This window comes from Algibacter sp., from assembly GCF_029245835.1.
Taxonomy (GTDB): domain Bacteria; phylum Bacteroidota; class Bacteroidia; order Flavobacteriales; family Flavobacteriaceae; genus Algibacter_B.
Genome location: NZ_JAQWOO010000090.1, coordinates 45,364 through 71,375 on the forward strand (window position 1 = coordinate 45,364; position 26,012 = coordinate 71,375).

The window sequence follows — 26,012 nt, forward strand, 5'->3', positions numbered from 1 at the left end:
GATGTTTATGGATTATCTGATTTTAAACTAAACACATTCTGACCGTTTTCAAACATCTTGATTTGAGCATCAGAATTCGCCATCAAACTACTATTAAGCTGATTCAAATCCCAAGTATTAGGGGTTTTAAACCACTCAGCAATATTCATTTCAATATTAAAAGTAGTATTTGTTGAGATTGTAATGGCTCCAAGACTTACATTGAAAAAGGTGTCTTGCGGAAAGGTTGGGTTTGGTCCGGGATTGTCTGCGGCTCTAATAGCATGATAATTAAATCCTTGTTCTTGATTTGAAGCATTTAAAAAATTACCATCAAATTGCATGTAATGATAGCCACCACCTAACATTTCTGGCACAATCCAAGAAGTATTTAAATCGGGATAATTACCATTATTATCTTCATTGTTAAAACCGAAGGTAAACGTAACGTTGGTATAAGATCCTGTTGCAACAGATGTTATTGATGTAAAGGATAAGTTTTCGTTATTAGTAACATCAACCAAATTGTAACCATCTAAAACGGTTTGACTGCCGTCAGTTTTATAAAAAATTACTTTTGAAATAAGATAACGTAATCGCTCAATACTTAATTGATTCCCAAATGCATTTGTAAATTTGATGGTGTTAAAATCTGCATTAGTAACTGGTGTTCCGTCCCAATTATGACTAAAATTTAAAGTAATATTAGCTTGTGAAACCTTATCATCATTGTCTTCACTACAAGATAATATTGTAAACATAAAAATCAATAGTATCAGGATGGATTGTTTCATTATTTTATTTTACAAATCAGTACGTCTGTGAATCCTTTATTTTCTAAAACATCAAGGTTTGAGCTGCCAGAATCACCTACTACTATGATGCTTTTATCATTAAGTTCAACAGCATCATAGGCAAAATCAATTTCTGAACCGCCAATTGTTTTTTGCCATTTTAGATTGCTATTGGTGTCTATTTTTATAACCCAAGCATCGTTCTGACCATTATTAATGGTTAAATCGCCATTTGAACTTCTTGAGCTTCCAGAAATAATGAAGTCTCCATTTTGGGTTTTTGATATGGAACGCGCTACATCAAAACTATTACCGCCAAAAGATTTTTCCCAAATAAGACTACCTGATGGCGAAATTTTAATGACCCATAAATCTGCAGCTCCGTTATTTATTGAAACGTCTTTATCATTACTTCTAGTATCTCCGACTATAATATAGTTGCCGTCGTTTGATTTAGTTATAGCTCTTGCTTCATCAGTTTGTGATCCTCCAAAAGATTTTTCCCAAAGTAAAGTGCCAGTATCAGATATTTTAACCACCCAAAAATCATAACCACCTTTCTCTTCTTGAATATCAACATCATCACTATCTGAGGAACCTATAATGATATAGCCGTTATCGTCTGTTTGAATAACATCAAAAGGTGTGTCTGTAAATGTACCACCGTAAAATTTACTCCATTGTTTTTCGCCCAAAGCGTTTATTTTTATAGCCCAATAATCGCCACCAGCGTGTTTAACTGAAGCGGCTTTACTATTCCCTTCGCCATTTGATGCAGAAACATCTAGAACACCTAAAAGGAGATACCCGTTATCATTGGTTTCAATTATAGACATCCCATTATCAGCTCCTGAAAAACCAAAAGATTTTTCCCATAAAATAGTTCCAGAAGCATTTAACTTTGAGACCCAAAAATCATTAGCTCCCGCATTATCAGTTATATTACCTTTATTACTTCTACTGAAACCAATAATAGCATAACCGCCATCTGTTGTTTGAATAATATCATTCCCTCTATCATCATCATCCCCACCATACGTTTTTTGCCATTGAAGCGAGTTGTTTTGATCAAACTTAAGTAGCCAATAGTCATAAGATTCGTTAGATTTGTTAGTTACATCGCCATCCATACTTTGTGTATGTCCTAAAATAGCGTATCCGCCATCGGAGGTTTTGGTAATGGCTTTTGCGCTTTCGTTTTTAGTGCCACCAAGGGTTTTTATAAAATCGATTTCTATTGAAGTATCGATAGAGATTATTGAATCATTATTATCATTTTTAGAGCAGTTAAAAGTTATAAAGATAATACTTAGCGGAATTATGAGTTTTTTAAAGTAGTTGTTCATAAATGATGAATTGTTATTCACTTTTCCTAACAATAAATAAACCTCTGTTGATGTCGTTTATAATAATATTTCCGCTTGAAAAATAGGGGTAAACACTCCATGCGCCATTAAAATTTGTGCCATCGTTTTCTGGATGTGTATCAAAAAAACCAGTTTCATTAATCGAATTATTAGCAATATTTGTAATGTCTAGTACCCGCATTCCGGCAGTATAATTTGCTAGAAAATATGAGTTTCCTTTAACATAGCCATTATGGTCTATAGCAGCAGAGGCTCCTAAATAGTCCGTTTTATATTTTGGATCGTCTAAATCTGTAAAATCAAAAATGATGGTTCTGGTATTTGTGCCAAAATCGTTTTCATCAAGTTCATCACCAAAAATAAAATATTGCATATCTTCTGTAAACCAACCTTGATGAGCATAACCTGGATTTGAGTATGAGATTTCTGAAATAAATATAGGGTTAGTTTTGTCTGTTACATCAATGATTACAACTTTATTAGCTCCAAAGCGTTTTCCGTTACTTCCTATATAGATTTGTTTTCCTGTGTAGTCTGTATCTGGTCCATTATAAGTTACAACTTGGGCGTCATGGGAATATCCATTATCTGCAAAACCTCCAATTTCTAGTGGGTTGGTTGGATTGGAAATATCAATAAAAACAGGTCCGCCATCGTAGATATTACAACCTACTAGGTATGCTACACCTTCACTTTCATTAATAAAAATATTATGGCATTCAGTAACACCATTATATACAAAATCTGCATTGAAAGTCTGCGGCGGGTTTGTAATATTTCTTAATCGGGTTAAATTAAATACTTGCATACCATGTGTACCCGCATTATCAGCAACAATAAAAACATGGTTGTTGTATATTTTAGCATCTCGCCAAGAATTGGCAATGGTTTCAGTTTCCAGTCGTCCTAAAAAAACAGGATTAATGGGGTTGGTTACATTCACAAAAGCGGTACTATTTGTTGTGCAAACAATAGCATATTCATTGCCATTAGATGCGTCTGTCCAACCCCAAATGTCATTTCCAGCAATAGTATTTGTGTTTGTAGTTAAACTTGATGCTAATGTAGATAATGGCATGTGTGCCATTAAGTCGTAACCATTACAAGGGTAGTTTCCAGCAAAACCATTTTCACAGAAGGCTAAAGCGTTGTCGGAATCATCATTCTCACTAATGATACTATCATCATCATCATTTTTACAAGATTGAATATTTAAAACAATAAGTAATAACAAAAAAATAGAAGGGGTTGAATTACAGAATTTCATAGCAATGTTTAAAATGATAACTAAATAGGAGATGTTTTAGTATAAAGATAGTAAAAACAAATATAGCTTCTTATTTTTGCATTATGATAGAAGATAAAAATCAACAACGAACACAGCTAAGTGACTTAGGTGAATTTGGGTTAATTGAGCATTTAACAAAAAATTTTAAAGTAAAGCAAAAGTCCACTATAAAGAGTATTGGCGATGATGCCGCTGTGTTAAATTTTGAAAACAAGAAAGTAGTTGTTACTACAGATTTACTTGTTGAAGGCGTACATTTTGATTTGAGTTATATGCCATTAAAGCACTTGGGGTATAAAGCAATTATTGTGAACCTGTCTGATGTTTATGCTATGAATGCCAAAGCCACTCAGGTAACCGTTTCTATTGCGGTATCTAATAGATTTCCATTAGAAGCTTTGGAGGATTTGTATGCTGGTATTGAAGCTGCAGCAAAACTTTATAATATAGATGTTGTTGGAGGCGATACAACATCATCTAATAAAGGTTTGTTGATTTCGGTTACGGCTATTGGGGAGGTGGAATCTGAGAATGAAGTGTACCGAAGTGGTGCAAAGCCAAATGATTTATTAGTTGTTTCTGGAGATTTAGGAGGCGCCTATATGGGCTTGCAGGTTTTAGAACGTGAAAAAGAAGTGTATAAGGTTAACCCTAATAGTCAGCCAGATTTAGAGCCTTATAATTATATTATTGAAAGGCAGTTAAAACCAGAAGCAAGACAAGACATTATTAAATTATTAGTCGATTTAGACGTAAAGCCTACGTCTATGATTGATATTAGCGACGGTTTATCTTCAGAAATTATTCATATCTGTAAACAAAGTAAGGTAGGTTGTGATTTGTACGAAGAAAAAATACCATTAGACCCTCAAGTTATTTCAACTTGTGAAGAGTTTAATATAGACAGTACAACAGTGGCTTTAAATGGCGGAGAGGATTACGAATTACTTTTTACGGTATCTCAAAAAGATTTTCCAAAAATCAAAGCAAATCCGAGTTTGAGTATTATTGGTTATATAAAAGAAGAAAAAGAAGGTATTCATTTAATTACACGCGCTAACACTAAAATCCCTATTACAGCGCAAGGCTGGAAGAATTTTAACGATTAAGCGATAAGTAATTTAGCTTCTTTTTGTTGTTTAGAAGTAGTCATTCTTTTATTTATTCTTAGAATGCGTTTATGGTGTATGCGTTCAAGAACGTCATTTATTTCTTTAAATTTTGGTGTAAGTTCAATTAAGTTACCGTTGCCGCTTGTAGTGAGTTGTTTTTTGCAACTTTCACAGGTGTATTCTTTAACATGATATGTTACATGTCGAGTAACTTTATAGTCATGTCCAAACACCTTGCAATGAATGTTTTTCATGTTTTTTGCTTATTAATAATTTAAGAGAGACGCTTAAAAGTACTAAAAACCAAGTTATTGTATTGATAACTTGTTAATAAATCGATGAAGCGAGAGATTTATTCTTTAAACGTTCAGTTCTAGAGGTGTGTATACGCTCTAAAATGGCATTTATTTCTTTAAATTTTGGAGTCAGCTCTGTTAATGTTCCGTTACTGTTGGTTGTTAATTCTTTTCTGCAGTGTCTGCAAGTATATTCTTTAACATGATAAGTTACACGTTTGGTTACTTCAAAATCATGACCAAAAAGATTACAATACATTTTTGGGATTAGCGTAGGTTTGTTAGAAGATTTTTTCATTTTGTAGTCATTTGGGATTATAAATCTATGAAAAAAATCTAATAAATCGTTTAAAAGCTAATATTTTTCGATGAAATACATTATATTACGTAGGAATTCATCTTTATTTTCAATATGACTCATGTGTCCGTCTGGAAGTTTTATTAATTCTATATCTGTATTTTTTATTTGACAGATTAAGTTGTTGTAGTCTAGTACAGGGTCTTTTTCTCCTAAAATCAATATTTTTTTAGAAGGTATAGCATGAAAAAGGAGTGTTCTGTTTTTTCTAATTTTCATACCTTCAAGAGCGGCAATAATACCTTGTAAAGGAGTTTGTTGTGCTTCTTCGATAACGTTGTTTATGTCTTTAGAAAAAAGTGTTCTGTTTTCAGGTCTAAACAAATTGACAACAGCCACTCTAATAAATGTTTTATGATTTTGTTTAACTGCTAATATAGCTCGATCTCTATTTTTTTGTTTTTCTAAAGTATCAGCATTTGCAGTAGAATTCATTAAACATAAACCGCTTATTGCATCTGGGTTTTTTTCCGCGAAAGCGAGTGCTACATAACCACCCATAGAATGACCTATAAAAGTGGCGTTTTTAATCTTTAAGTGATTTAGTAAGGCTTCAACAGTTTCAGCCATTAACTCCATGGTGTGCACATAACCTAGGCAACCCGTTTTTCCATGGCCTAATAAATCAATACAAATAATTCTGTTATTTTTAGAAAGTTCAGGAATAAAAGGCTTCCACATGGACGTGTTTTCCAGAAAACCATGCAGTAAAATAATAGGTATTCCCTTTCCAGTATCCGTAAAAAAAATGTCAATTCCTCTATAGTGTAGTATCATTTTTTGAAAAATCTACGACAAAGATATAATTGCACATTGAATAAAACTACATATCATTTGTGCAATTAAAAAGGCCTTATTTTAATTAAAGCCTTAGAAAAATAATCGCAATCGTTATAGTGATAAATATTACACTTCGATAAAATTATTTCGTTGAAATTTGTCCCAAATTAAATTAGAAATGAAAAAAATCATAGTTATTGGCGGACTCTCTGCGGGACCATCGGCAGCAGCAAAAGCAAGAAGAGAAAACGAAAAAGCTGAAATTCTTTTGTTCGAAAAAGGCGTAAATATAAGTTATGCTACTTGCGGAATGCCCTATGCATTCTCTGGAGTTATTGAAAGAAGAGATCATTTAATGGTAGTAAAACCAGAATTACTTAAAACTAGATTTAATATTGATGTTCATTTAAATGAAGAAATTATAAAAATTGATTCAAAAGCAAAATTAGTGTGTTCGAATACAAAAAGTTACGAGTACGATACTTTGATTTTTGCAACAGGAGCAAGCTCTATTGTGCCTCCAATTGAAAATATAAAATTAGCAAGTAATTGGTCAACTTGTCGGTCAATGATTGATTTTGATAAGATAACTAAAGAAGGACTTACTAGCGAATCGAAACACATAACATTAATTGGTGCAGGTTTAATTGGGGTTGAAGTAGCCGAAAACTTAAGGCATGCTGGCAAAAAAGTAACTTTAATTGAAGGCTCCAGACATGTGTTAAATATGTGGCAACAGAAATTCGGAAATTTTGCTGAAAGTATATTAAAGTCTGAAGGCATCGAGGTGTTAACAGATACCCTTGTTTCTAAATTTAATATTGATAGAAATGGTAAAATACAAGCTGTAGTTACAAAGGACGGGAATAGCGTTCCAACAGATTTTGTAATATTAAGCGTAGGAATTAAACCAAATACCGATTTATTATTGGCGGAAGGCGCCGAAGCTATTGGCAACGGAGCTTTAAAAGTTAACACCTTAATGGAAACCTCTATTAAAGATGTTTATGCGGCTGGTGATAATGTGTCGATTAAAAATTTACAAACCAATGAATACGATTATTTTCCATTAGGAACACACTCTAATAAAGCAGGACGAGCAGCAGGTGCCAATGCCGTTGGAAGAGCCATAGAATTTAAGGGCGCTTATAAAACAGCTATAGTTAAGGTTTTTAACTATATATTGGCTAGAACCGGGATGAATGCTACGGCATTAACCAATAAAGAAATTCCTTTTAAAACTGTTTTATCGGTTGCTGGTTCTACTCCAGGATATTATCCTGGTCAAAAAGACTTAATTACAGAAATTTATTATAATCCGAAAACTGAAGAAATTTATGGTGCAGAACTCTTTGGAGAAGTAGGTGTTGATAAACGAGTTGATGTTTTAAGTACCGCTATTTATGCGAAATTAAAAATCACCGATTTAGCACAACTGGATTTAGCTTATGCACCGCCATTTTCGCCAGCAAAAGATCCTGTAGTGGTTTCAAGTTATGTTACCGAAAATGTTTTAAATAATAGAAGTGAACAATTTTCTGTGGAAGAGTTAGTAGAGCTTATTAATGACAGTGTTACAAATGATTATTTATTGATAGATTCAAGAACTGTTCAAGAGTACGAAAAAGGAACCATTCCTGGCGCTGTAAATTATCCTTTAGATTCAATAAGAAATCATATAGATTTTATAAAATCACAAGATAAAAAAGTTGTTATTTTTTGTCAAAAGGGATTGAGAGGTTATTTAGCCGAATTAATATTAAGAAATAACGGCATAACTAATGTTTTAAACGTTGCAGGTGGTTTTAAAGTGTGGCAAATGTATAGCAATGACATAGAGATGCCAGAACTTGCAGCAGCGCATAAATAGCATATTCTGATTTTACATGCTTAGGATTTAACCTTTTTAATAGCTGTAAAAGCTTTATCGACGAATTCATCTTCAACCAGAATAGTGAATTCGTTTGTAGTAGATAAAACTTCGTATAAAACGATACCTTCCCAAGCTAATCGTTTAAAAAAATGATAATACAAACCTGCTATTTTTGAATTGTCTTGAGGCAGGTTTATGCTTATAGCCGATAAATTTTCTTGTACCGCAATAAAGGTTTCATCTTTTAAATGATGATTAACAAAATCATTCAAACTGCTAGAAACCACAATGTTGCTTTCGTGAATACCTCTAGTAAATGCATAAAACAACTTTTCTTCTATATTAATACGTTCTAATATTTTCGCATGATTATCAATTAAGGTTGTTGAATTTTTAACTGTAAAATCAGAAAGATTTGATCGTACAGTAATATCTCCAAGGTTTTGAATGACCCGTTTCATTTTAATGGAATTGCCTAAAGTTACAGGTGGGTTATAGCGCCTTAGTGCCATCATTACAGCTCCGGGTTTAACCTCTTTTTTAAGCATTTTGCTAATCGGTTCAACAAGCTCTATAGCCAAAGCACTAAAATTTATGATGTTTCTTGATAAGGCTTCCTCTAAATAAGGTTGGGCTATTAATATGTCTTCAACACAATTGGATACCGTTTTCACGTGCTTAATTTATTAAAGTGTTAATTATTTAACAATCTGTGCAAAAATAACTCTTTTTTTTAAGAAACATAGTTATTATGTAAATGAGTCTTAGTTTTGCACCTTTAAATTAATAGAAATGAAAGTATTAAAGTTTGGCGGCACTTCGGTAGGGTCTGTTGAAAATATGCACAACGTTAAGGAAATCATTAACGATGGGGATAAAAAGGTTGTGGTGCTTTCTGCTATGTCTGGTACTACAAATCAATTGGTTTCAATAGCTCAAGATATTAGTGCTGGAAAACCTAATGTTGCTATTGATAAGATTAATAACCTGCATGAAACGTATTTTTCAACTATTGATAATCTTTTAAATGACGCACTTCTAAATACGGATGTTAAAAATTATGTTTCAAGTGTTTTTGAACTTTTGGTAGATTGTACCAATAAAGAATTTTCTGAAGCTTTAGAGAATCAAATTTTAGCTCAAGGCGAATTACTTTCTACTTATATGTTTAATAGCTATTTAAGACAAGAAGGGATTAGCGCATCATTATTACCAGCCTTAAACTTTATGCGGATTGATGCGTTTAAGGAACCAGATATTAAATACATAAAACAACACTTTAAAAGTGTGCTAAATAATACTGAAAATTCTGAAGTATATATTACTCAGGGCTTTATTTGTTTAGATGATGAAGGTGGTATTTCTAACCTTCAACGTGGTGGTAGCGACTATACAGCAACCATTATTGGGGCGGCGATTAAAGCTGAAGAAGTACAAATTTGGACCGATATAGATGGGATGCATAATAACGACCCGCGATATGTTGAAAACACAAGAGCGATTTCTAACTTGTCTTTTGAAGAGGCCGCAGAATTAGCCTATTTTGGTGCTAAAATATTGCATCCGCAAACGGTTACGCCAGTTAGGAAAGATAGTATTCCAGTACGTTTAAAAAACACCATGAAACCAGCTGCTCATGGCACATTAATTTCTAAAAGTACTTCTGAGAATGGTATAAAGGCCATAGCTGCAAAAGATAATATTATAGCAATTAAAATTAAATCTGCTAGAATGTTACAAGCACATGGTTTCTTAAAAAAAGTGTTTGAAATTTTTGAAACCTATCAGACATCTATTGATATGATTACAACATCAGAGGTAGCAGTGTCCTTAACTATTGATGATGATAAAAATCTAGATAAAATTTTAGCAGAATTAGATAAGATAGCTTTAATCGAAGTTGATAAAAACCAAAGTATTGTTTGTTTGGTAGGGCATTCCGTTGTAAATCATCAAGACACTTACAAGTTATTTCAAATATTACAAGATGTTAAAATTAGAATGATTTCTTATGGAGGAAGTAATAATAATATCTCACTATTAATTGACTCAAAAGATAAAATTAACACGCTGCAAAAACTAAATGATTATTTATTTGAATTAGTCACTCTATAAATCATAAAATTAGATTTGTTAGCTATAGGGGTCGTTGTATAACGACCTCTTTTTTTGTTTTCAAGAATTCATGATGTCTTCTATTTCATCAGATTCTATAGGGATGTTTTTCATTAAGTTAAATGGTTCTCCAGAATTTTGAATCACAACATCATCTTCTAGTCTAATACCAAAACCTTCGTCTGGAATATAAATACCTGGTTCTACTGTAAATACCATATTGGCTTGCATAGGTTCGGTTAAAATACCATAATCATGTGTGTCTAAGCCCATGTGGTGGCTTGTTCCGTGCATAAAGTATTTTTTGTAAGCTGGCCACTCTGGATTTTCGTTTTGTATATCAGCTTTATCAAGTAACCCTAGTCCTAGTAACTCGCTGCTCATTATTTTTCCAACTTCAACATGGTATTCAGCCCAATCCGTTCCAGGAATCAGCATTTTTGTCGCTTCATTTTTCACTCGTATTACCGCATTATAAACTGCTTTTTGTCTATCAGAAAAACGGCCAGAAACGGGGATGCTTCTTGTCATATCACTTGAGTAATTAGCGTATTCTGCACCTACATCCATTAAAATTAAATCACCTGCTTTACAACGTTGGTTATTTTCTATGTAATGCAAAACGTTGGCATTATTACCTGATGCAATTATGGGTGTATATGCGAATTTTTTAGAACGGTGTCGCAAAAATTCGTGCATAAACTCTGCTTCAATTTCAAACTCCCATACATCAGGTTTTACAAACCCTAATACGCGTCGAAATCCTTTTTCTGTAATATCGCAAGCTTTTTGAATCAAATCAATTTCAATAGGGTTTTTTATAGACCGTAAACGTTGTAATATAGGATTGCTTTTTGCTACAGTATGAGCGGGGTATTTATTTTTTAACCATTTAGTAAAGCGGTTTTCGCGAGTTTCGGTTTCAACATTTGCACGATAATGTTCATTGGTATTAATGTAAACCGTGTCACATTGGGTCATAATTTCAAACATGATTTTTTCCAAGTCTTGAAGCCAATACACCGTTTTTATTCCGCTAGTTTCAAAAGCTTTTTCTTTAGTTAGTTTCTCACCTTCCCAAATAGCAATATGTTCATTCGTTTCTTTTAAAAATAGAATTTCACGGTGTTTTTCTTTTGGGCAATCAGGAAAAAGAATAAGGATGCTTTCTTCTTGATCAACACCACTTAAATAGAAAATATCTCTATGTTGCTCAAAGGGCATGGTGCTATCTGCGCTTATAGGATAAATATCATTAGAGTTAAACACAGCCAAACTATTAGACTTCATTTTCGATTTAAATTTTGTTCTGTTTTTTATGAAAAGAGACTTGTCAATTGGAAAGTATTTCATGTGAAGTAAAGTTTATTTTTTCGACTGATGTAAATGTATAAATAAAAACTAGATTTTTATTTCTTATATTTGATATCTCCTCGAATATTTTTTGTTCTAATTTTAATTAAAAAAATATGAAAAAAATTACATTAAAGCCTACACTTATTATTTTTTTATCATTTATATGTGGTTCGTTAAGTTTGAGCGCTCAGGGGTTAATTAAAGAGGTTTCGTTAGAAAAACAAATTAAAAACTCTGGTTTTATTATAGAAGGGGAAGTTTTATCTAAAAAATCATATTGGGATAAAGAAAATAAGAATATTTACACTTTAAGCACAGTACAAGTACATAAGGTTTTTAAAGGAGAAATTGTAACAATAATAGATGTTGTTACGCCTGGAGGTGTCGTTGGCTTAAATGCAGAAATTGTCACGCCTAGTTTAAATTTAAACATAAATGATATTGGTGTGTTTATGTTACATGATAATAATATAGAGTTGCAGCATATGTCCAAAAGACAATATAAACCCTATTCAAGTGCTCTAGGTTTTTATAAGTACAACTTGTATAAAGATGTTGCAGCAAATCAGTTCAACAAAAAAGTAGGTATAACGACATCGTTTTATAATGAGTTAATGTCTCACACTAAAACTGGTTATATTGATGTTACTAATTTTAAAGTTGAAAAAAAATTATCTGGATACAACCAAAGTAAAAATAGTTTAATACCAAGTGGAATTACCTTTTCTCCAACTATTCTTTCAGCTGGAACTCAAGAAGTTTTAACTATTAACGGTTCTGGTTTTGGTTCTGTAAAAGGCAAAGTTGGTTTTTCTGATGCTGATGAAGGTGGTGGAGGTTTCTATGTTGATGCTTTAGATACACAGGTGCTAACATGGACAGATACTCAGATTACTGTTGAGGTGCCTTCAGGAGCAGGAACAGGGAGAATTAGAGTGACTGATAGTTCAAGCGATTCGGCAATTTCTAATGATGTTTTAACGGTTTCTTATTCAGAGATTAATATTGTAACTAATCAAACTACTTCGGGACCCAATGTCGGGTTGGATGTTGCTTACCCTGTTAGACATGCAAATGATGATGCGTCTGGAGGGTATACATGGCAGATGAATACAGATTTTGATGCAAATACAGATGCAAAAGCTTCTTTTTTAAGAGCATTTGAAACATGGCGATGTGAAACTGGTATTAATTGGGTGATTGGTGCTACAACTACCCTCGATGTTATTGAGGATGATGACGTTAATGTAATAAGATTTGATGTTGGTAATGAGTTGCCAGACAATATTTTAGGTCGTTGTACCTCTCGTTATACAGGCTGTCTGGTTGATAGTGGCACGAGTATTAACTTATTTGTTTACGAAATAGATATTGTGTTTAATGATGATGTAGATAATGCGGGTTCAGCTAGTATCGAAGAAACTTGGAATTTTGGTCCTGATGCATCAACTAGTTCTGAATATGATTTTGAAAGTGTCGCTCTTCATGAATTGGGTCATGGTCATCAATTAGCTCATGTTATCGATTCAAATAATGATGTTATGCATTATAGTTTCTTAAATGGACAGAATGAAAGAGTATTTGGAGCAAATAATATAATTGCAGCTGGTAATGTGCAGAGTAGAAGTACATCTGGTGTAGTGTGTGGTGTCATGGCTATGACAGATTACGCAGGTAGTTGCGGACTAAGTGTTGAAGATAATACTTTAGAAAAAAGCATCTCATTATACCCAAATCCAGCAAAACAACAATTCTTTATAAAATCTACAGTTGTCAATTTAGATAAAGTTGAAATATTTGATGTTAGTGGTAGGCTAGTTTCAGATATTGATGTTTCTGAGTCTTCTAGAACAAAAACGGTAAACTTAAATAATACGGCCAAGGGTATGTATTTTGTTAATATTCACTCAGAGGGCAAGTATATTACTAAAAAACTTATTATCAATTAGAATAAAATTTTTTTTAAAAAGGGCATTAACGAAAATTCATTAATGCCCTTTTTTATTTAGTTGAAATAAACTTTTGTAAGTTTATAATTTTCTATTTGTAATAAAAGCAATTCAATAGGTAGCACCTTATCGATTTTAACATATCTCAACAGTCTAAAAGTGAGACCATCCCGTAGTTAAAGTAATTACAGATATCCCTCTATAATGAGGTTTACTATAACTATATAAAAAATTGAAGGATGAAGAAGCACACACTAATTAGTTTGTTATTTTTTTTAGTATTTTCTAAATCAATGTCTGCACAACTAATGCTTAGAAAAGTATCATTAAGTAAACAAATTGAAAAATCAACTTTAGTATTAGAAGGAAAAGTACTTTCAAAAAAATCTTATTGGGACTCAAACCACGAAAAAATTTATACTATTAATACCATAGAAGTCTATAAGATTTTTAAGGGTGAAGTATTATCAACAATTGAAATTATAACACTTGGAGGAGTTGTTGGAATGGATGCTCAAATTGTTTATCCCAATTTAAAACTAAACATAGATGATACGGGGGTTTTTACCTTATACAATAGCCATGTAGAATTAGAATCTAAGATGTCTAATAAAAATAGATTTAAGCCCTACGGATCATTGCAAGGGTTTTATAAATACGATATTGGTAATGATACCGCAGGAAATCATTTTACTTCTAAAAAAGGAATTTCAAATTCTTTTTACAATGAAATAATGAGCCATACAAAAGCTAACTATATACAACTAACTAATTTCGAAGCTCAAAATAATACCACAACATCAAATAAAACCAGCAATTCACTTTTAGTTACAATTACAAATTTTTTTCCTACAAGTTCTACAGCTGGCACCAAATCCGTTTTAGTTATTACAGGTTCTAATTTTGGAACTACAAAAGGTAAAGTTAGTTTTAGTAATGCTGATACCGGAGGGTCGGGTTTTGTAAATGCTTTAGATAGCCAGATATTAACTTGGACTGATACAAGAATTACGGTTGAAATTCCTTCTGAAGCTGGAACAGGTAAAATAAGAGTAATAAATAATAACGGGAGCCTTCTGACTTCTAGTAACACGTTATATATTAAATATGCACAAGCAAATATAGTCTCTGATTATGTGAATTCAGGGATAGATGTGGCACATAAAACACAACTAATTGATGATAATGGAAGTGGCGGTTATACTTGGCATATGACATCGAGTTTTTCTGAACGAATCGGAGCGAAGGAAGCGCTAGATAGAGCATTAAAAACTTGGAGTTGTGAGACTCAAATTAATTGGATTTTGAATGAATCAAACATGATATCAAATACTAGTGCGCAACATAAAGCAAACTCAGATAATATTAATGTATTGACTTTTGATGACAGTACAAGTACTAATCCAGAAGATGATTTGCCAGACACCGTTCTTGGCTTAAGAACGTCATACTATTCAGCATGTACAGTAACAAAAAATGGCGTATCTAGTTTGGATTGGTATGTAACTGAATTTGATATCATATTTGATGACGAAACCAATTGGAACTTTAATTCACAAAAACCAGGAAGTGCAGAGTTTGATTTTGAAAGTGTTGCGCTTCATGAATTAGGGCATTGTAGGCAAATGGATCATATTATTGATACAGATAACATAATGCATTTTGCTATTGCTAACGGAGAATCCTTGAGGTTTTTGAATACTGATAACATTGAAGGTGCAAACAGGATTCAAGCTAATAGTACAGATAACCCAGTATGTGGCAAACCTTCAATGTCTAGTTTTTCTGGTAATTGTGCTTTAGGTGTAGAAGAAGATAAATTAAAAACAGGTATAAGCGTTTACCCAAACCCTACCAAAGGTAATTTATTTATAAAAAATGACAGAAATATTAATTTAGAGAAGGTTGTTATTTTTGATGTATCAGGAAGGTTTATAGCCCAACAAGATATTTCAAATACTTATGGTTTAAAAACTATTCATTTAAACAGTATTTCAAAAGGTATTTATTTTGTCAATATTTATTCAGATTTAACATTTATAACTAAAAAAATTACTTTGGAATAAGGAATTATTTTTAAAAATTATCATGGTGTCAAGTTCTAAAAAAGGAGGTATAATAATTATGTCTCCTTTTTTATTGTTGAATAACGAAAGATTTGTTTGATCATTGTTTTTTTAAAGCCATTAAGACTACTAAAACTTCACCACAAACGCAATAATAGCATAGCTTATAAATATGGTGGCTACTATTTAAAATACTTGTTGCTTCAGCAGCTTCTATTTTATCAACTCCACTATCTATTATTCGTTCTATAGAATTTTGGGCGTAATGTTCCTAATAATAAATTTCACATAATTTAACGAGTAATATTCCCGATAGTTGCAGTACTAACTAGTTAAATAATTAAAGGCAAGTGCTTTTTTAATTAATTGAATATTAGTTGTTTATAGTATTCGAATCAACAGATCAGATATAAGATATTTAAAAAAACGATATTTCATTTAGAATATTCTTAAATTGTTTTAATAACAATTAAGAATTCTATATGTATTTAAAATCGTTCTAAATAATAAAAACATGACATTTGTTACTTGTCTAAGAGCGTGTCCATAGCTACCTTTGCTAGAATCAAAAAATAACTTCAAAAAAATGAGCGGATTTTTTAAATCTTCGATTGGAAGAAAAATAGCCATGGCGCTATCTGCTTTCTTCTTAATGGTTTTCTTAATTATACATGTATCGGTAAATATGGTATCGATATTTAGCGAATCATTATTTAATGAAATGTCCCATTTTATGGGAACAAATCCATTAGTGCAATTCGCCATGCAACCGGTATTAATTTTTGGCGTTGTCTTTCATTTCGTTATGGGTTTTATTCTTGAATTGAAAAACAAAAAAGCTACCGGGATTGGTTATGCAAAAAACAATGGTGGAGCAAACTCAACTTGGATGAGTAGAAACATGATTTATAGCGGGCTCGTTGTACTTGCATTCTTAGGTCTACATTTCTATGACTTTTGGATCCACGAGATTACAGTGAAATATGTTGGAGGTGATATGACTGGGCTAATTGATCCAGAAAATCTAAATTCTGGTTTTCGTTATTATGAAGAATTATCCGAGAAATTTCACGATCACATAAGAACTATTTTCTATGTTATTTCCTTTATTCTTTTAGGGCTGCATTTAGGTCATGGTTTTACATCTGCTTTTCAGTCTATGGGAGTAACCGCAGGAAGAAAGAAAACATTACAAACTATTGGTAAAGCATACGCGATTGTAATTCCTTTAGGATTTATTGCAGTGGCACTTTATCATCATCTTAAATACGTATTAGCATAGATATGGGAACGTTAAACTCAAAAGTACCAGAAGGTCTATTAAAAGATAAATGGACTACATATAAGGACAAAATTAATCTTGTAAATCCAGCTAACAAACGTAATATCGACATTATTATAGTAGGCACGGGATTAGCAGGAGGCTCTGCAGCAGCTACTTTGGCAGAATTAGGATATAATGTAAAATCATTTTGTTTTCAAGATTCACCCAGACGAGCGCATTCTATTGCGGCTCAAGGAGGTATTAATGCTGCAAAGAATTACCAAGGTGATGGAGATTCAACATATAGACTTTTTTATGACACTGTAAAAGGGGGTGATTATCGTTCGCGTGAATCTAATGTGCATCGTTTAGCCGAGGTATCAACAAATATCATAGATCAATGTGTAGCACAAGGTGTTCCTTTTGCTCGCGATTATGGTGGATTATTAGATAACCGTTCTTTTGGAGGTGTACTAGTTTCAAGAACATTTTATGCAAAAGGACAAACAGGTCAGCAACTTTTATTAGGGGCTTACTCTGCAATGAATCGTCAAATAGGTCGTGGTAAAATAAAAATGTACAGTCGTCACGAAATGTTAGATGTTGTTATTGTGGATGGAAAAGCGAGAGGTATTATAGCACGCAACTTAGTTACTGGAGAGATTGAGCGTCATTCTGCTCATGCAGTAGTTTTAGGAACAGGTGGTTATGGTAACACTTTTTATCTTTCTACATATGCTATGGGTAGTAACGTTACTGCAATATGGAAAGCTCATAAACGTGGTGCATTTTTCGCAAATCCATGTTATACTCAAATTCACCCTACTTGTATTCCAGTATCAGGAGACCACCAGTCTAAACTAACATTGATGTCTGAATCATTAAGAAATGATGGGCGTATATGGGTGCCAAAAAATATGGACGATGTTTTGGCTATCAGAGAAGGGAAATTAAAACCTATTGATATATCAGAAGAAAATAGAGATTATTATTTAGAACGCCGTTATCCAGCATTTGGAAACTTAGTACCTAGAGATGTTGCATCAAGAGCAGCAAAAGAGCGTTGTGATGCAGGGTATGGAGTAAATAAAACTGGTGAGGCAGTGTATTTAGATTTTGCTGCAGCTATAGCGCGTTATGGAAAAGAACAAGCGCATGTAAAAGGGCTTGATGAAGATAACAAAGCACTTGTAACAGCGCTAGGTAAAGACATTATAAAGGCGAAATATGGGAACTTATTCCAGATGTACGAGAAAATCGTAGATCAAAATCCATATGAAACACCAATGATGATTTTCCCAGCGGTACACTATACCATGGGAGGTATATGGGTAGATTATAATTTAATGACTACAGTTCCTGGGTTATACGCTATTGGAGAAGCTAATTTCTCTGATCATGGTGCTAACAGACTTGGTGCTTCGGCTTTAATGCAAGGACTTGCAGATGGATACTTTGTTTTACCATATACCATTGGTGATTATTTAGCTGATGATATTAGAACTGGACCAATTGCAACAGATACCAAAGAATTTGATGATGCAGAAAGTCTTGTGAAATCAAATCTAGATAAATTAATCAATAATAACGGAACACATTCTGTAGATTATTTTCATAAGAAATTAGGGAAAATCATGTGGAATAAATGTGGAATGTCCAGAAACGAAAAGGATTTAAAAGATGCTATTTCTGAAATTGCTGAATTAAGAGCAGAGTTTTATAAAGACGTTAGAGTTCCTGGAAATGCAAACGAATATAATGAAGAGCTTGCAAAAGCTGGTCGTGTTGCAGATTTCTTAGAGCTTGGTGAGTTGTTCGCTAAAGATGCGTTACAAAGAGAAGAATCAGCAGGCGGTCATTTTAGAGATGAGTACCAAACACCAGAAGGTGAGGCTATGCGTAGAAAAGAATTTCAGTACGTATCTGCTTGGGAGTATAAAGGACAGCCAAAAGATGCCGTTTTGCATAAGGAAGAATTAGTTTACGAAAATATTGAAGTAAAAGAAAGAAGTTATAAATAACAGATAAGTTATGAAATTAACATTGAAAATATGGCGCCAAAAAAGTGCTAACGATAAAGGAAAGATTGTTGACTATAAGCTTAATGATGTGTCGCCAGATATGTCTTTCTTAGAAATGCTAGATGTTTTAAATCAAGAATTAATTGATAAGAATGAAGAGCCAATAGCTTTCGATCATGATTGTAGAGAAGGTATTTGTGGTATGTGCTCTATGTATATTAATGGTCGAGCACATGGACCAGATAGAAGCATTACTGTTTGTCAGTTACACATGAGGAGTTTTAGTGATGGTGATACTATCTATATTGAACCTTGGCGTGCATCAGCATTTCCTGTAATTAAAGATTTAATTGTAGATAGAAGTGCTTTTGATCGTATTCAACAAGCAGGCGGATTTATCTCTGTAAATACTTCAGGTAATACTCAAGACGCTAATGGTACTCTAATTTCAAAGCATGCTGCTGATGAAGCTATGGATGCAGCAACCTGTATTGGTTGTGGTGCTTGTGTAGCGACTTGTAAAAACTCTAGCGCAATGTTATTTGTTGGTGCTAAAGTCTCACAATATGCGTTACTGCCTCAAGGACAGATAGAGGCCGCAGATCGCGTTCAAAATATGGTTGCGCAAATGGACCTAGAAGGTTTTGGTAACTGTACAAATACAGGGGCTTGTGAGGTTGAATGCCCTAAAGGTATTTCTCTAGATAATATTGCAAGAATGAACCGAGAATTAATGAAAGCTGCTGTTAAGTAGTAGATTAATAAAAATATTTAGGCCCATACCAACTTGTTGGTATGGGCTTTGCTATTAATAATATGAGTATTAAATAAGAATATTCATTCGCTAATAATGTTTATGTATAAAATTCTTTTATTAATAATTTTCTTTTCAACGCTTCAGGTAGTAGATGTTTTTGCCCAAGAATTACCTGATTCTTTTGCTTTATTTGACGAAAAGGAACTTCTTAAACATGTTGAATCGTTATCATCTGATGTTTTTGAAGGGAGAAGAACAGGGACAAATGGTGCTTCTAAAACCAGAAAGTATATAATCAATCAATTTCATACTTTAAAAGTAAAGTCTTTAGGTGAATCTTTCGAACAGCATTTTGTATTTGTTAATAATAGAAAACAATATAATGCTACAAATATATTAGGTCGCATTAAAGGAACGACTTTCCCTGAAAAATATATAGTTATAAGTGCACATTACGACCATGAAGGTGTTAAATATGGCAAAATTTATAATGGCGCAGATGATAATGCTTCAGGAGTAGGTGCTTTGTTTGCTTTCGCGGAATATTTAAAAAATAAATCTCCAAAGCATTCAGTGATTTTAGCTGCCTTTGATGGAGAAGAATTAGGGCTTCAAGGTTCTAAATACTTTGTAGAAAATTCAATTATCCAATTTCAAGATATTATTGTTAATTTGAATATGGACATGATAAGTCGAAGTGATAAGAAAGAATTATATGTTGTTGGAACCTCAGAAAACAATAAATTAAAGTCTTTAGTTTTAGATTCTAAACGCCAAAATAAAATAAAACTCGTTACTGGTCATGATGGATATGATGGTTTAGATAATTGGACATATTCTTCAGACCATGCTAATTTTTATAAAAAAGGTGTCCCGTTTTTATATTTTGGTGTTGAAGACCACAAGGACTATCATGAACCTACAGATGATTATGAAAATATTCATCCAGAGTTTTATACTGAAGCTGTAAAAACCATTATTTCTGTATTTGAAAAGATAGATCATTCTAAACTTTAAAAAAAAACAGATTTAGTCCCCACTTTCTCCAAGCATAAACGCACCTTCTATTAGAATTTTTTCATTTAAAAAATCATCAGGATTTAAAATAGCCACAAACGTTTCAGTCTGTACTCCTAGATTCACTTTCATTTTTTCAAAGTAAAATGTATCATTTTCTTTTTTCATTAAAACTAGAATAAAGTAATTTTCATCTATTTCAATAATAGCTTTTTTAGGTAAGGCTAAACTTTTTTTAGAGTCGGTAATAATATCTGCTTCCACATACATTCCAACAATAAAATTGGCTTTAGATTCATCATTTAAATGAGCATGCACTAGTACGATTCTACTTGTTTTATCTATTGTTGTGCCTGCTAAATGAACTTCTGCTTCAAAAATCTCATTTGATGCTTCGGGGATTTTAAAGTCAATTTTCTGCCCTTTTTTTACATTCAAAATATCTTTTTCAAAAACAGATAATTCTAAATGAATATGATTTGTATCTACAATTTCCATAATAATATCAGATGGTGATACATAGATTCCATTACTTATGTTCACTTTTGTTACATAACCTTCAATAGGAGAATATAAGTTTATAGTTGATGCTATACGTCCCTGTTCAACAGAAGTTGGGTTTATATTCAACATCACTAATTTTTTGCGCAATCCATTAAAATGTGCCATGTTACTCTTATAAGCGCTTTCTGCTTTTAAAAAGTTTTTTTGAGATGTAATATTTTCATCAAAAAGTGTTTTTTGCCGGTTAAATTCTGCTTTTAAGTAATTAAGCTGTTCGGAAATTTCTAAATATTCCTGTTGTATTTGAATGAATTCAGGATTTTCAAGAGTAACTAAAACTTGTCCTTTTTTAACTTTATCTCCAATTAATAATGGTGTTTTTGTAATATAACCACCGAGAAAGGCACTTATTATGGCTTTATTTTGCGGGGGTACATCAATCATTCCAGTAGTTTTAATAGTATGATTGAATAACTGTTCCTCTAGTTTGCCAAATTCCATGTTCTCACTTGTAAATTGTGACTGACTAATAATAATCTCATTTGCGTTTATTGATGCCTCAATAACAGTTTCATTATTTTTTTCTGAATTTCCACAGGCTATAAATACTAGCGAAAATAATATGATATATAGATATTTCATTTTTTAAAGTATAAGATAATTTATAGTGATGATTGTTTGGTTATAAGCATTAAGGTTGTCAAGATACGAGAGTTCAATATCGGTTGCCGTTTCTATGCTCTGTATGTATTGAAAAAAATCAATTTCACCCTCTTTAAATGTGCGTTCCGCAGTTTTTATAATTTCTTCCGAAAGGGTTTTCCCTTGTGTTTCATAATAACTTATAGCTTCATTATGTTGATTAAGTTTTGCTAATAGTGATTGGTATTCAGCATTTAATTTAATTTTATAATCCTGTTTTTCAGCTTCTGCAACTTCTTGTGCAATCTTTGAAGCTTTTATTTTTGAAGTATTCCCACTAAAAAATAATGGAATTTTTACTCCCAATTGATAGCCTTTAATATTGGTGTTTAAAGTGCTGTTGGTGCCTTGAAAATATTCTACACTTAAATCTGGTAAAAGGTTTTGCTTTTCTTGCTGATTTAATGCTTTGTAATAGCTTTTAGAGTTTTCGTAAAATGAAAAACCCACATTTTTTTCTATAGAAATATTTTGCAATTCCAGTTTTTTTAAAGGTTCATTAATAATTAAAAACGTGTCTATTTGTATTAGTTTTTTTAATAGTTCTTTTGCTAAAAGCACCTCTTGTAGCGAATGATTGTAGGCGGTTTCAAGTTTCTTCTGTTTAGATTTTGCACTAATCATTTCTAAATAATTAGTTTCTCCCAATTCAAAACGACGAATAGAAGCGCTTACAAATTTCTCATACAAACTATCTAAAAACTTATAAGTTTTAGCTTTGTTTTTGGCATACTTCAAATTTGAATACGCCAAATTAACATCACGTTTTAGAACCTCTAACTTGATATTATAGTTTGATTGTTGCAAATTAAATTTTGCTTTATTAACCTTCTTGTCAGCAAAGTAAACCGTGGGAAATTTAAAATCTTGAGCTAGTCCAAAAACCTTGAGAGGCTCCCCATTTAGAGCTAAGTTATTTTCGTCATAACTATAATAAACAGATGTTTTGTCAAAACTAAAAGCACTTCCAACTAAGGTTTTGGCTTCGTTGGTTTTTAAAGAAGACGCCTTTAAGTCTGCGTTATTTTCAATAGCCAAATTAACAGCTTCATTAACTGTAAAAGGTTTGTTTTGAGCATATGTAGAAATCGACAATAAAATAATGATTACTGATGCGATTGTTTTTTTCTTCATTTTAGTTTCTTTTTTTTCTTCAAACCAAGCATATAAAACAGGTAAAACAATGAGTGTTAAAACCGTTGCAGTAACTAAACCACCAATTACAACCGTGGCTAATGGGCGTTGTACTTCAGCACCTGCATTTGTAGAAATGGCCATTGGTAAAAAGCCAAGAGCTGCTGCTGCTGCAGTTAATAAAACTGGTCTTAAACGTTCAATAGTACCTCTTTTTATAAGTTCTTCAATGTTAGTAAAGCCTTCTTCTTTAAGTTCTTTAAAATGTTCGATTAAAACGATACCGTTTAAAACAGCTATACCAAATAGGGCAATAAAACCAACACCGGCAGAAATACTAAATGGTAAGTCTCTAAACCATAATAGTAAAATACCACCAACTGCTGAAAGTGGAATTGCAGAATAAACCATAGCTGCTTCTTTTATAGAACCAAAGGCAAAATGTAGTAGTATAAATATTAAAACGAGTGCGATAGGAACGGCTATCATTAATCTGGCTTTGGCACTTTGCAGGTTTTCAAATTGGCCGCCATAATTGATGCTGTAACCTACAGGAAGTTTTAATTTGCTTTCAATAATTTTGCGAACATCATCTACTACAGACTCTAAATCTCTGTTTCTAACATTAATACCTACAACAATTCTGCGTTTTGTGTCGTCTCTAGAAATTTTAGCAGGTCCTGTAGTGTATTTTATTTCGGCTAATTCACTTAATGGTATTTTTAAACCATTAGGCACATCTATAAATAGATTTTCAAGATTTTCAATATTTGTTCTATGTTCATCATCTAAACGGATGACCATGTCAAAACGTTTTTCACCTTCAAAAACACTTCCCATTGTTTTTCCAGCAAACCCCATAGATACAATTTGGTTGATATCTGAAATATTTAAACCATAGCGTGCTAGTTTACTTCGGTTGTAAGTCACGCTCATTTGGGGTAAGCCTTCTACTTTTTCAATAATAATGTCTGAAGCGCCTTCCACATTTTTAATAAGCGATTTAATTTCATTTGCTTTGTTTGCCAAAACGGACAAATCTTCCCCGAAAATTTTAACTGCTATATCGGCTCTAACCCCTGTAATAAGCTCATTAAAGCGCATTTCAATAGGCTGTGTAAATTCCACTTCCATGCCAGGTATAATTGAGAGTGCTTTTTTAAATTTATCGGCCAATTCGTCTTTGCTTTCAGCAGAAACCCATTCGCTTTTTGGTTTTAGTTTGATAATAACATCACTTTCTTCCATGCTCATGGGGTCTGTAGGTACTTCAGCAGCACCAATTCTACTAACCACTTGGTCTACTTCAGTAAAGTTTTCTAAAAGAATTTGTTCAATTTTAGTTGTGATTTCTATGGTCTTACTTAAAGAAGTTCCAGTTTTTAAAACAGGTTGAATAACAAAATCACCTTCATCTAAAGTGGGTACAAATTCACCACCCATAGTTGTAAAAATCCATATACTAGTAGCGAGTAAAAGTCCAGCAAGTGAAATTACTATTTTCTTATTTTCCAATGCCCAATGAATAGTTGGTTTGTAAAGTTTGGTTAAGAATTTCATTAACCTAACCGATATGTTTTTATCACTTTGTTTGCTCGGTTTTAAAAATACAGATGAAATTACGGGGACATAGGTTAAACAAAAAATCATGGCACCTATTAATGCAAAACTAAAGGTAAGTGCCATAGGTTTAAACATTTTTCCTTCAACACCACTTAACGATAAAATAGGAATGAATACAATAAGAATGATAAGTTGCCCAAATATGGCAGAATTCATCATTTTTGAGGCACTTTTCTCTGTTATAGAGTCAATTTGAGATTGTTGTTCTGATTTAGAAAGGGATGAAATTTTTGAACTTTGACTCGTGATTTGATAGGCAATAAATTCAACTATTATAACGGCACCGTCAATAATAATTCCAAAATCAATTGCACCTAAACTCATTAAATTAGCATCTATCCCAAAAATATTCATTAAAGAAATAGCGAATAATAAACACAAAGGAATAACTGAAGCAACGACGAGTCCGGAACGTAAATTTCCTAATAGTAAAACCACTACAAAAATAACTATGAGCGACCCTAAAATTAAGTTTTCAGCTACCGTAAACGTTGTTTTTCCAATAAGTTCACTTCGCTCCAAAAACCCATTAATATAAACACCTTCTGGCAGAGAACTTTGTATAGAAGCTACACGCTCCTTAACAGCATCAATAACTTCTTTAGAATTACCATCTTTAAGCATCATGACTTGCCCAAGTACTTTTTCTCCTTCACCATTTCCAGTAATAGCACCAAAACGTGTGGCACTTCCAAAACCAATTTGTGCAATGTCTTTTATATAAATAGGTATGCCATCGTTTTTTACAACAATGTTTTCTATATCGCTTAATGAGTTTACTAAACCTTCACCACGAATAAAAAAAGCTTTATTTGTTTTTTCAATATAACCGCCACCAGCAACACTGTTGTTTTTTTCTAAAGCATCAAAAACATCTATGTAATTAATGCGCATAGCTTTAAGTTTTTGCGGATTGATGGCAATTTCATATTGCTTTAAATAACCGCCCCAGGTATTTACCTCTACTACACCAGGAATACCAGAAAGTTGACGTTTAACAATCCAATCTTGTACAGTTCTTAAATCAGTTGAAGAATACCTGTCTTTAAATTCGGGTTTTACATCTAAAATGTATTGATAAATCTCGCCTAAACCTGTGGTTATCGGACCCATTTCTGGGGAACCAAAACCTTTTGGAATTTTCTCTGAAGCAGATTTAATTTTTTCAGCAATTAATTGTCTTGGAAGATACGTACCAAGCTTATCTTCAAAAACAATTGTAACTACAGATAATCCGAATTTTGAAACCGATCGAATTTCTTGAACACCTGGAAGATTTGCCATTTCAAGCTCCACAGGATAGGTTATAAACTGTTCAATGTCTTGTGTAGATAAATTTCTGGAAGTTGTTATAACTTGCACCTGGTTATTGGTAATGTCAGGGACAGCCCCAATAGGAATTTGAGTTAAAGAATAAATCCCGAAACCAACAACAGAGGCTATAAATAACAAAACAACTAGCTTATTCCTTAAGCTAAATTTTATCATGTTTTCTAACATAATTCTTATATAAATAATCAATAGCGTCCTAAACGTTTAATAAAAGAGAAAGGGAAATTTGTTCCGCAAAGTTATCTTTGTGGTGCAACACAAAAAACACCTTTCTCCTATGACAAATATAACTTTGTTTTCTCAGATAATTTCAAAATTAGACTCT

19 protein-coding genes are annotated in these 26,012 nt (G+C 32.6%); 9 read left to right on the plus strand and 10 right to left on the minus strand.

Features of this window, described 5'->3' with window-relative positions; genetic code table 11:
- Positions 1–5: 5 nt before the first annotated feature.
- The 3 genes from P8K68_RS14175 to P8K68_RS14185 are packed head-to-tail and all read right to left on the minus strand — an operon-like array spanning position 6 to position 3,407.
- Entirely contained in the window at positions 6–773 is a 768-nt protein-coding gene (locus P8K68_RS14175) for an MbnP family protein (protein ID WP_300252366.1), read from the minus strand.
- On the minus strand, positions 773–2,119 hold the full coding sequence (locus P8K68_RS14180) for a hypothetical protein (RefSeq protein WP_300252369.1): 1,347 nt from the start codon (positions 2,117–2,119) through the stop codon (positions 773–775). Before P8K68_RS14180 ends, P8K68_RS14175 begins: the two co-directional genes overlap by 1 nt.
- Before the next feature lie 13 nt (positions 2,120–2,132).
- Positions 2,133–3,407 (minus strand): choice-of-anchor B family protein, encoded by a 1,275-nt coding sequence (locus P8K68_RS14185; RefSeq protein WP_300252371.1) that lies wholly within the window; start codon positions 3,405–3,407, stop codon positions 2,133–2,135.
- A gap of 83 nt (positions 3,408–3,490) precedes the next feature.
- Here P8K68_RS14185 and thiL point away from each other — a divergent pair, with 83 nt between their 5' ends.
- Positions 3,491–4,537, plus strand: a complete 1,047-nt coding sequence (gene thiL, locus P8K68_RS14190) for a thiamine-phosphate kinase (protein WP_300252374.1) — start codon at positions 3,491–3,493, stop codon at positions 4,535–4,537.
- On the opposite strand, the gene P8K68_RS14195 is transcribed toward thiL, so the two are convergent.
- The 3 genes from P8K68_RS14195 to P8K68_RS14205 form a co-directional block, all read right to left on the minus strand.
- A complete protein-coding gene (locus P8K68_RS14195) occupies positions 4,534–4,794 on the minus strand; it encodes a hypothetical protein (protein WP_300252377.1) in 261 nt (86 codons plus the stop codon). The two genes, thiL and P8K68_RS14195, sit on opposite strands and share 4 nt — an antisense overlap.
- A gap of 73 nt (positions 4,795–4,867) precedes the next feature.
- Positions 4,868–5,134, minus strand: a complete 267-nt coding sequence (locus tag P8K68_RS14200; RefSeq protein WP_300252380.1) for a hypothetical protein — start codon at positions 5,132–5,134, stop codon at positions 4,868–4,870.
- Between the two features lie 57 nt (positions 5,135–5,191).
- Positions 5,192–5,971, minus strand: coding sequence for an alpha/beta hydrolase (locus P8K68_RS14205; protein ID WP_300252383.1), 780 nt, complete (start codon positions 5,969–5,971; stop codon positions 5,192–5,194).
- 181 nt (positions 5,972–6,152) lie between these two features.
- Here P8K68_RS14205 and P8K68_RS14210 point away from each other — a divergent pair, with 181 nt between their 5' ends.
- Entirely contained in the window at positions 6,153–7,844 is a 1,692-nt protein-coding gene (locus P8K68_RS14210) for an FAD-dependent oxidoreductase (RefSeq protein ID WP_300252385.1), read from the plus strand.
- A 20-nt stretch (positions 7,845–7,864) separates the two neighbouring features.
- On the opposite strand, the gene P8K68_RS14215 is transcribed toward P8K68_RS14210, so the two are convergent.
- Positions 7,865–8,521 (minus strand): hypothetical protein, encoded by a 657-nt coding sequence (locus P8K68_RS14215; protein WP_300252387.1) that lies wholly within the window; start codon positions 8,519–8,521, stop codon positions 7,865–7,867.
- A 118-nt stretch (positions 8,522–8,639) separates the two neighbouring features.
- Between P8K68_RS14215 and P8K68_RS14220 the strand changes: the two genes are divergently transcribed.
- Positions 8,640–9,962: an aspartate kinase gene (locus P8K68_RS14220; protein ID WP_300252390.1), complete on the plus strand. Its 1,323-nt coding sequence runs from the start codon at positions 8,640–8,642 to the stop codon at positions 9,960–9,962.
- Between the two features lie 60 nt (positions 9,963–10,022).
- Here P8K68_RS14220 and P8K68_RS14225 read toward each other — a convergent pair whose 3' ends face one another.
- Positions 10,023–11,315 (minus strand): aminopeptidase P family protein, encoded by a 1,293-nt coding sequence (locus P8K68_RS14225; protein WP_300252392.1) that lies wholly within the window; start codon positions 11,313–11,315, stop codon positions 10,023–10,025.
- Positions 11,316–11,431: 116 nt separating this feature from the next.
- Here P8K68_RS14225 and P8K68_RS14230 point away from each other — a divergent pair, with 116 nt between their 5' ends.
- The 6 genes from P8K68_RS14230 (at position 11,432) to P8K68_RS14255 (ending at position 20,392) form a co-directional block, all read left to right on the plus strand.
- Complete coding sequence (locus P8K68_RS14230; protein ID WP_300252395.1) at positions 11,432–13,267, plus strand: T9SS type A sorting domain-containing protein; 1,836 nt, start codon at positions 11,432–11,434, stop codon at positions 13,265–13,267.
- A gap of 293 nt (positions 13,268–13,560) precedes the next feature.
- The gene (locus P8K68_RS14235) at positions 13,561–15,333 is read left to right on the plus strand and encodes a T9SS type A sorting domain-containing protein (RefSeq protein ID WP_300252398.1); all 1,773 of its coding nucleotides are present in this window, start codon (positions 13,561–13,563) and stop codon (positions 15,331–15,333) included.
- Between the two features lie 586 nt (positions 15,334–15,919).
- Complete coding sequence (locus P8K68_RS14240) at positions 15,920–16,615, plus strand: succinate dehydrogenase cytochrome b subunit (RefSeq protein WP_300252401.1); 696 nt, start codon at positions 15,920–15,922, stop codon at positions 16,613–16,615.
- A 2-nt stretch (positions 16,616–16,617) separates the two neighbouring features.
- The gene (locus P8K68_RS14245; protein ID WP_300252403.1) at positions 16,618–18,618 is read left to right on the plus strand and encodes a fumarate reductase/succinate dehydrogenase flavoprotein subunit; all 2,001 of its coding nucleotides are present in this window, start codon (positions 16,618–16,620) and stop codon (positions 18,616–18,618) included.
- A gap of 10 nt (positions 18,619–18,628) precedes the next feature.
- Complete coding sequence (locus P8K68_RS14250) at positions 18,629–19,372, plus strand: succinate dehydrogenase/fumarate reductase iron-sulfur subunit (protein ID WP_300252405.1); 744 nt, start codon at positions 18,629–18,631, stop codon at positions 19,370–19,372.
- A 102-nt stretch (positions 19,373–19,474) separates the two neighbouring features.
- On the plus strand, positions 19,475–20,392 hold the full coding sequence (locus P8K68_RS14255; RefSeq protein WP_300252408.1) for a M28 family peptidase: 918 nt from the start codon (positions 19,475–19,477) through the stop codon (positions 20,390–20,392).
- Between the two features lie 12 nt (positions 20,393–20,404).
- On the opposite strand, the gene P8K68_RS14260 is transcribed toward P8K68_RS14255, so the two are convergent.
- Both P8K68_RS14260 and P8K68_RS14265 read right to left on the minus strand, forming a co-directional pair.
- Positions 20,405–21,538 carry an efflux RND transporter periplasmic adaptor subunit gene (locus tag P8K68_RS14260; RefSeq protein ID WP_300252411.1) on the minus strand — a complete coding sequence of 378 codons (1,134 nt, stop codon included), beginning with the start codon at positions 21,536–21,538 and terminating at the stop codon, positions 20,405–20,407.
- Between the two features lie 3 nt (positions 21,539–21,541).
- A complete protein-coding gene (locus P8K68_RS14265) occupies positions 21,542–25,855 on the minus strand; it encodes a CusA/CzcA family heavy metal efflux RND transporter (protein ID WP_300252414.1) in 4,314 nt (1,437 codons plus the stop codon).
- Positions 25,856–26,012 lie beyond the last annotated feature (157 nt).

Bases quoted from the DNA above. Each gene is read 5' to 3' on its own strand.
- P8K68_RS14225 (WP_300252392.1), bottom strand. From the start codon at position 11,315: ATGAAATACTTTCCAATTGACAAGTCTCTTTTCATAAAAAACAGAACA.
- P8K68_RS14260 (WP_300252411.1), bottom strand. From the start codon at position 21,538: ATGAAATATCTATATATCATATTATTTTCGCTAGTATTTATAGCCTGT.
- thiL (WP_300252374.1), top strand. From the start codon at position 3,491: ATGATAGAAGATAAAAATCAACAACGAACACAGCTAAGTGACTTAGGT.
- P8K68_RS14250 (WP_300252405.1), top strand. From the start codon at position 18,629: ATGAAATTAACATTGAAAATATGGCGCCAAAAAAGTGCTAACGATAAA.
- P8K68_RS14195 (WP_300252377.1), bottom strand. From the start codon at position 4,794: ATGAAAAACATTCATTGCAAGGTGTTTGGACATGACTATAAAGTTACT.
- P8K68_RS14235 (WP_300252398.1), top strand. From the start codon at position 13,561: ATGTCTGCACAACTAATGCTTAGAAAAGTATCATTAAGTAAACAAATT.
- P8K68_RS14205 (WP_300252383.1), bottom strand. From the start codon at position 5,971: ATGATACTACACTATAGAGGAATTGACATTTTTTTTACGGATACTGGA.
- P8K68_RS14265 (WP_300252414.1), bottom strand. From the start codon at position 25,855: ATGTTAGAAAACATGATAAAATTTAGCTTAAGGAATAAGCTAGTTGTT.
- P8K68_RS14200 (WP_300252380.1), bottom strand. From the start codon at position 5,134: ATGAAAAAATCTTCTAACAAACCTACGCTAATCCCAAAAATGTATTGT.
- P8K68_RS14175 (WP_300252366.1), bottom strand. From the start codon at position 773: ATGAAACAATCCATCCTGATACTATTGATTTTTATGTTTACAATATTA.
- P8K68_RS14255 (WP_300252408.1), top strand. From the start codon at position 19,475: ATGTATAAAATTCTTTTATTAATAATTTTCTTTTCAACGCTTCAGGTA.
- P8K68_RS14230 (WP_300252395.1), top strand. From the start codon at position 11,432: ATGAAAAAAATTACATTAAAGCCTACACTTATTATTTTTTTATCATTT.
- P8K68_RS14210 (WP_300252385.1), top strand. From the start codon at position 6,153: ATGAAAAAAATCATAGTTATTGGCGGACTCTCTGCGGGACCATCGGCA.
- P8K68_RS14185 (WP_300252371.1), bottom strand. From the start codon at position 3,407: ATGAAATTCTGTAATTCAACCCCTTCTATTTTTTTGTTATTACTTATT.
- P8K68_RS14245 (WP_300252403.1), top strand. From the start codon at position 16,618: ATGGGAACGTTAAACTCAAAAGTACCAGAAGGTCTATTAAAAGATAAA.
- P8K68_RS14220 (WP_300252390.1), top strand. From the start codon at position 8,640: ATGAAAGTATTAAAGTTTGGCGGCACTTCGGTAGGGTCTGTTGAAAAT.
- P8K68_RS14240 (WP_300252401.1), top strand. From the start codon at position 15,920: ATGAGCGGATTTTTTAAATCTTCGATTGGAAGAAAAATAGCCATGGCG.
- P8K68_RS14180 (WP_300252369.1), bottom strand. From the start codon at position 2,119: ATGAACAACTACTTTAAAAAACTCATAATTCCGCTAAGTATTATCTTT.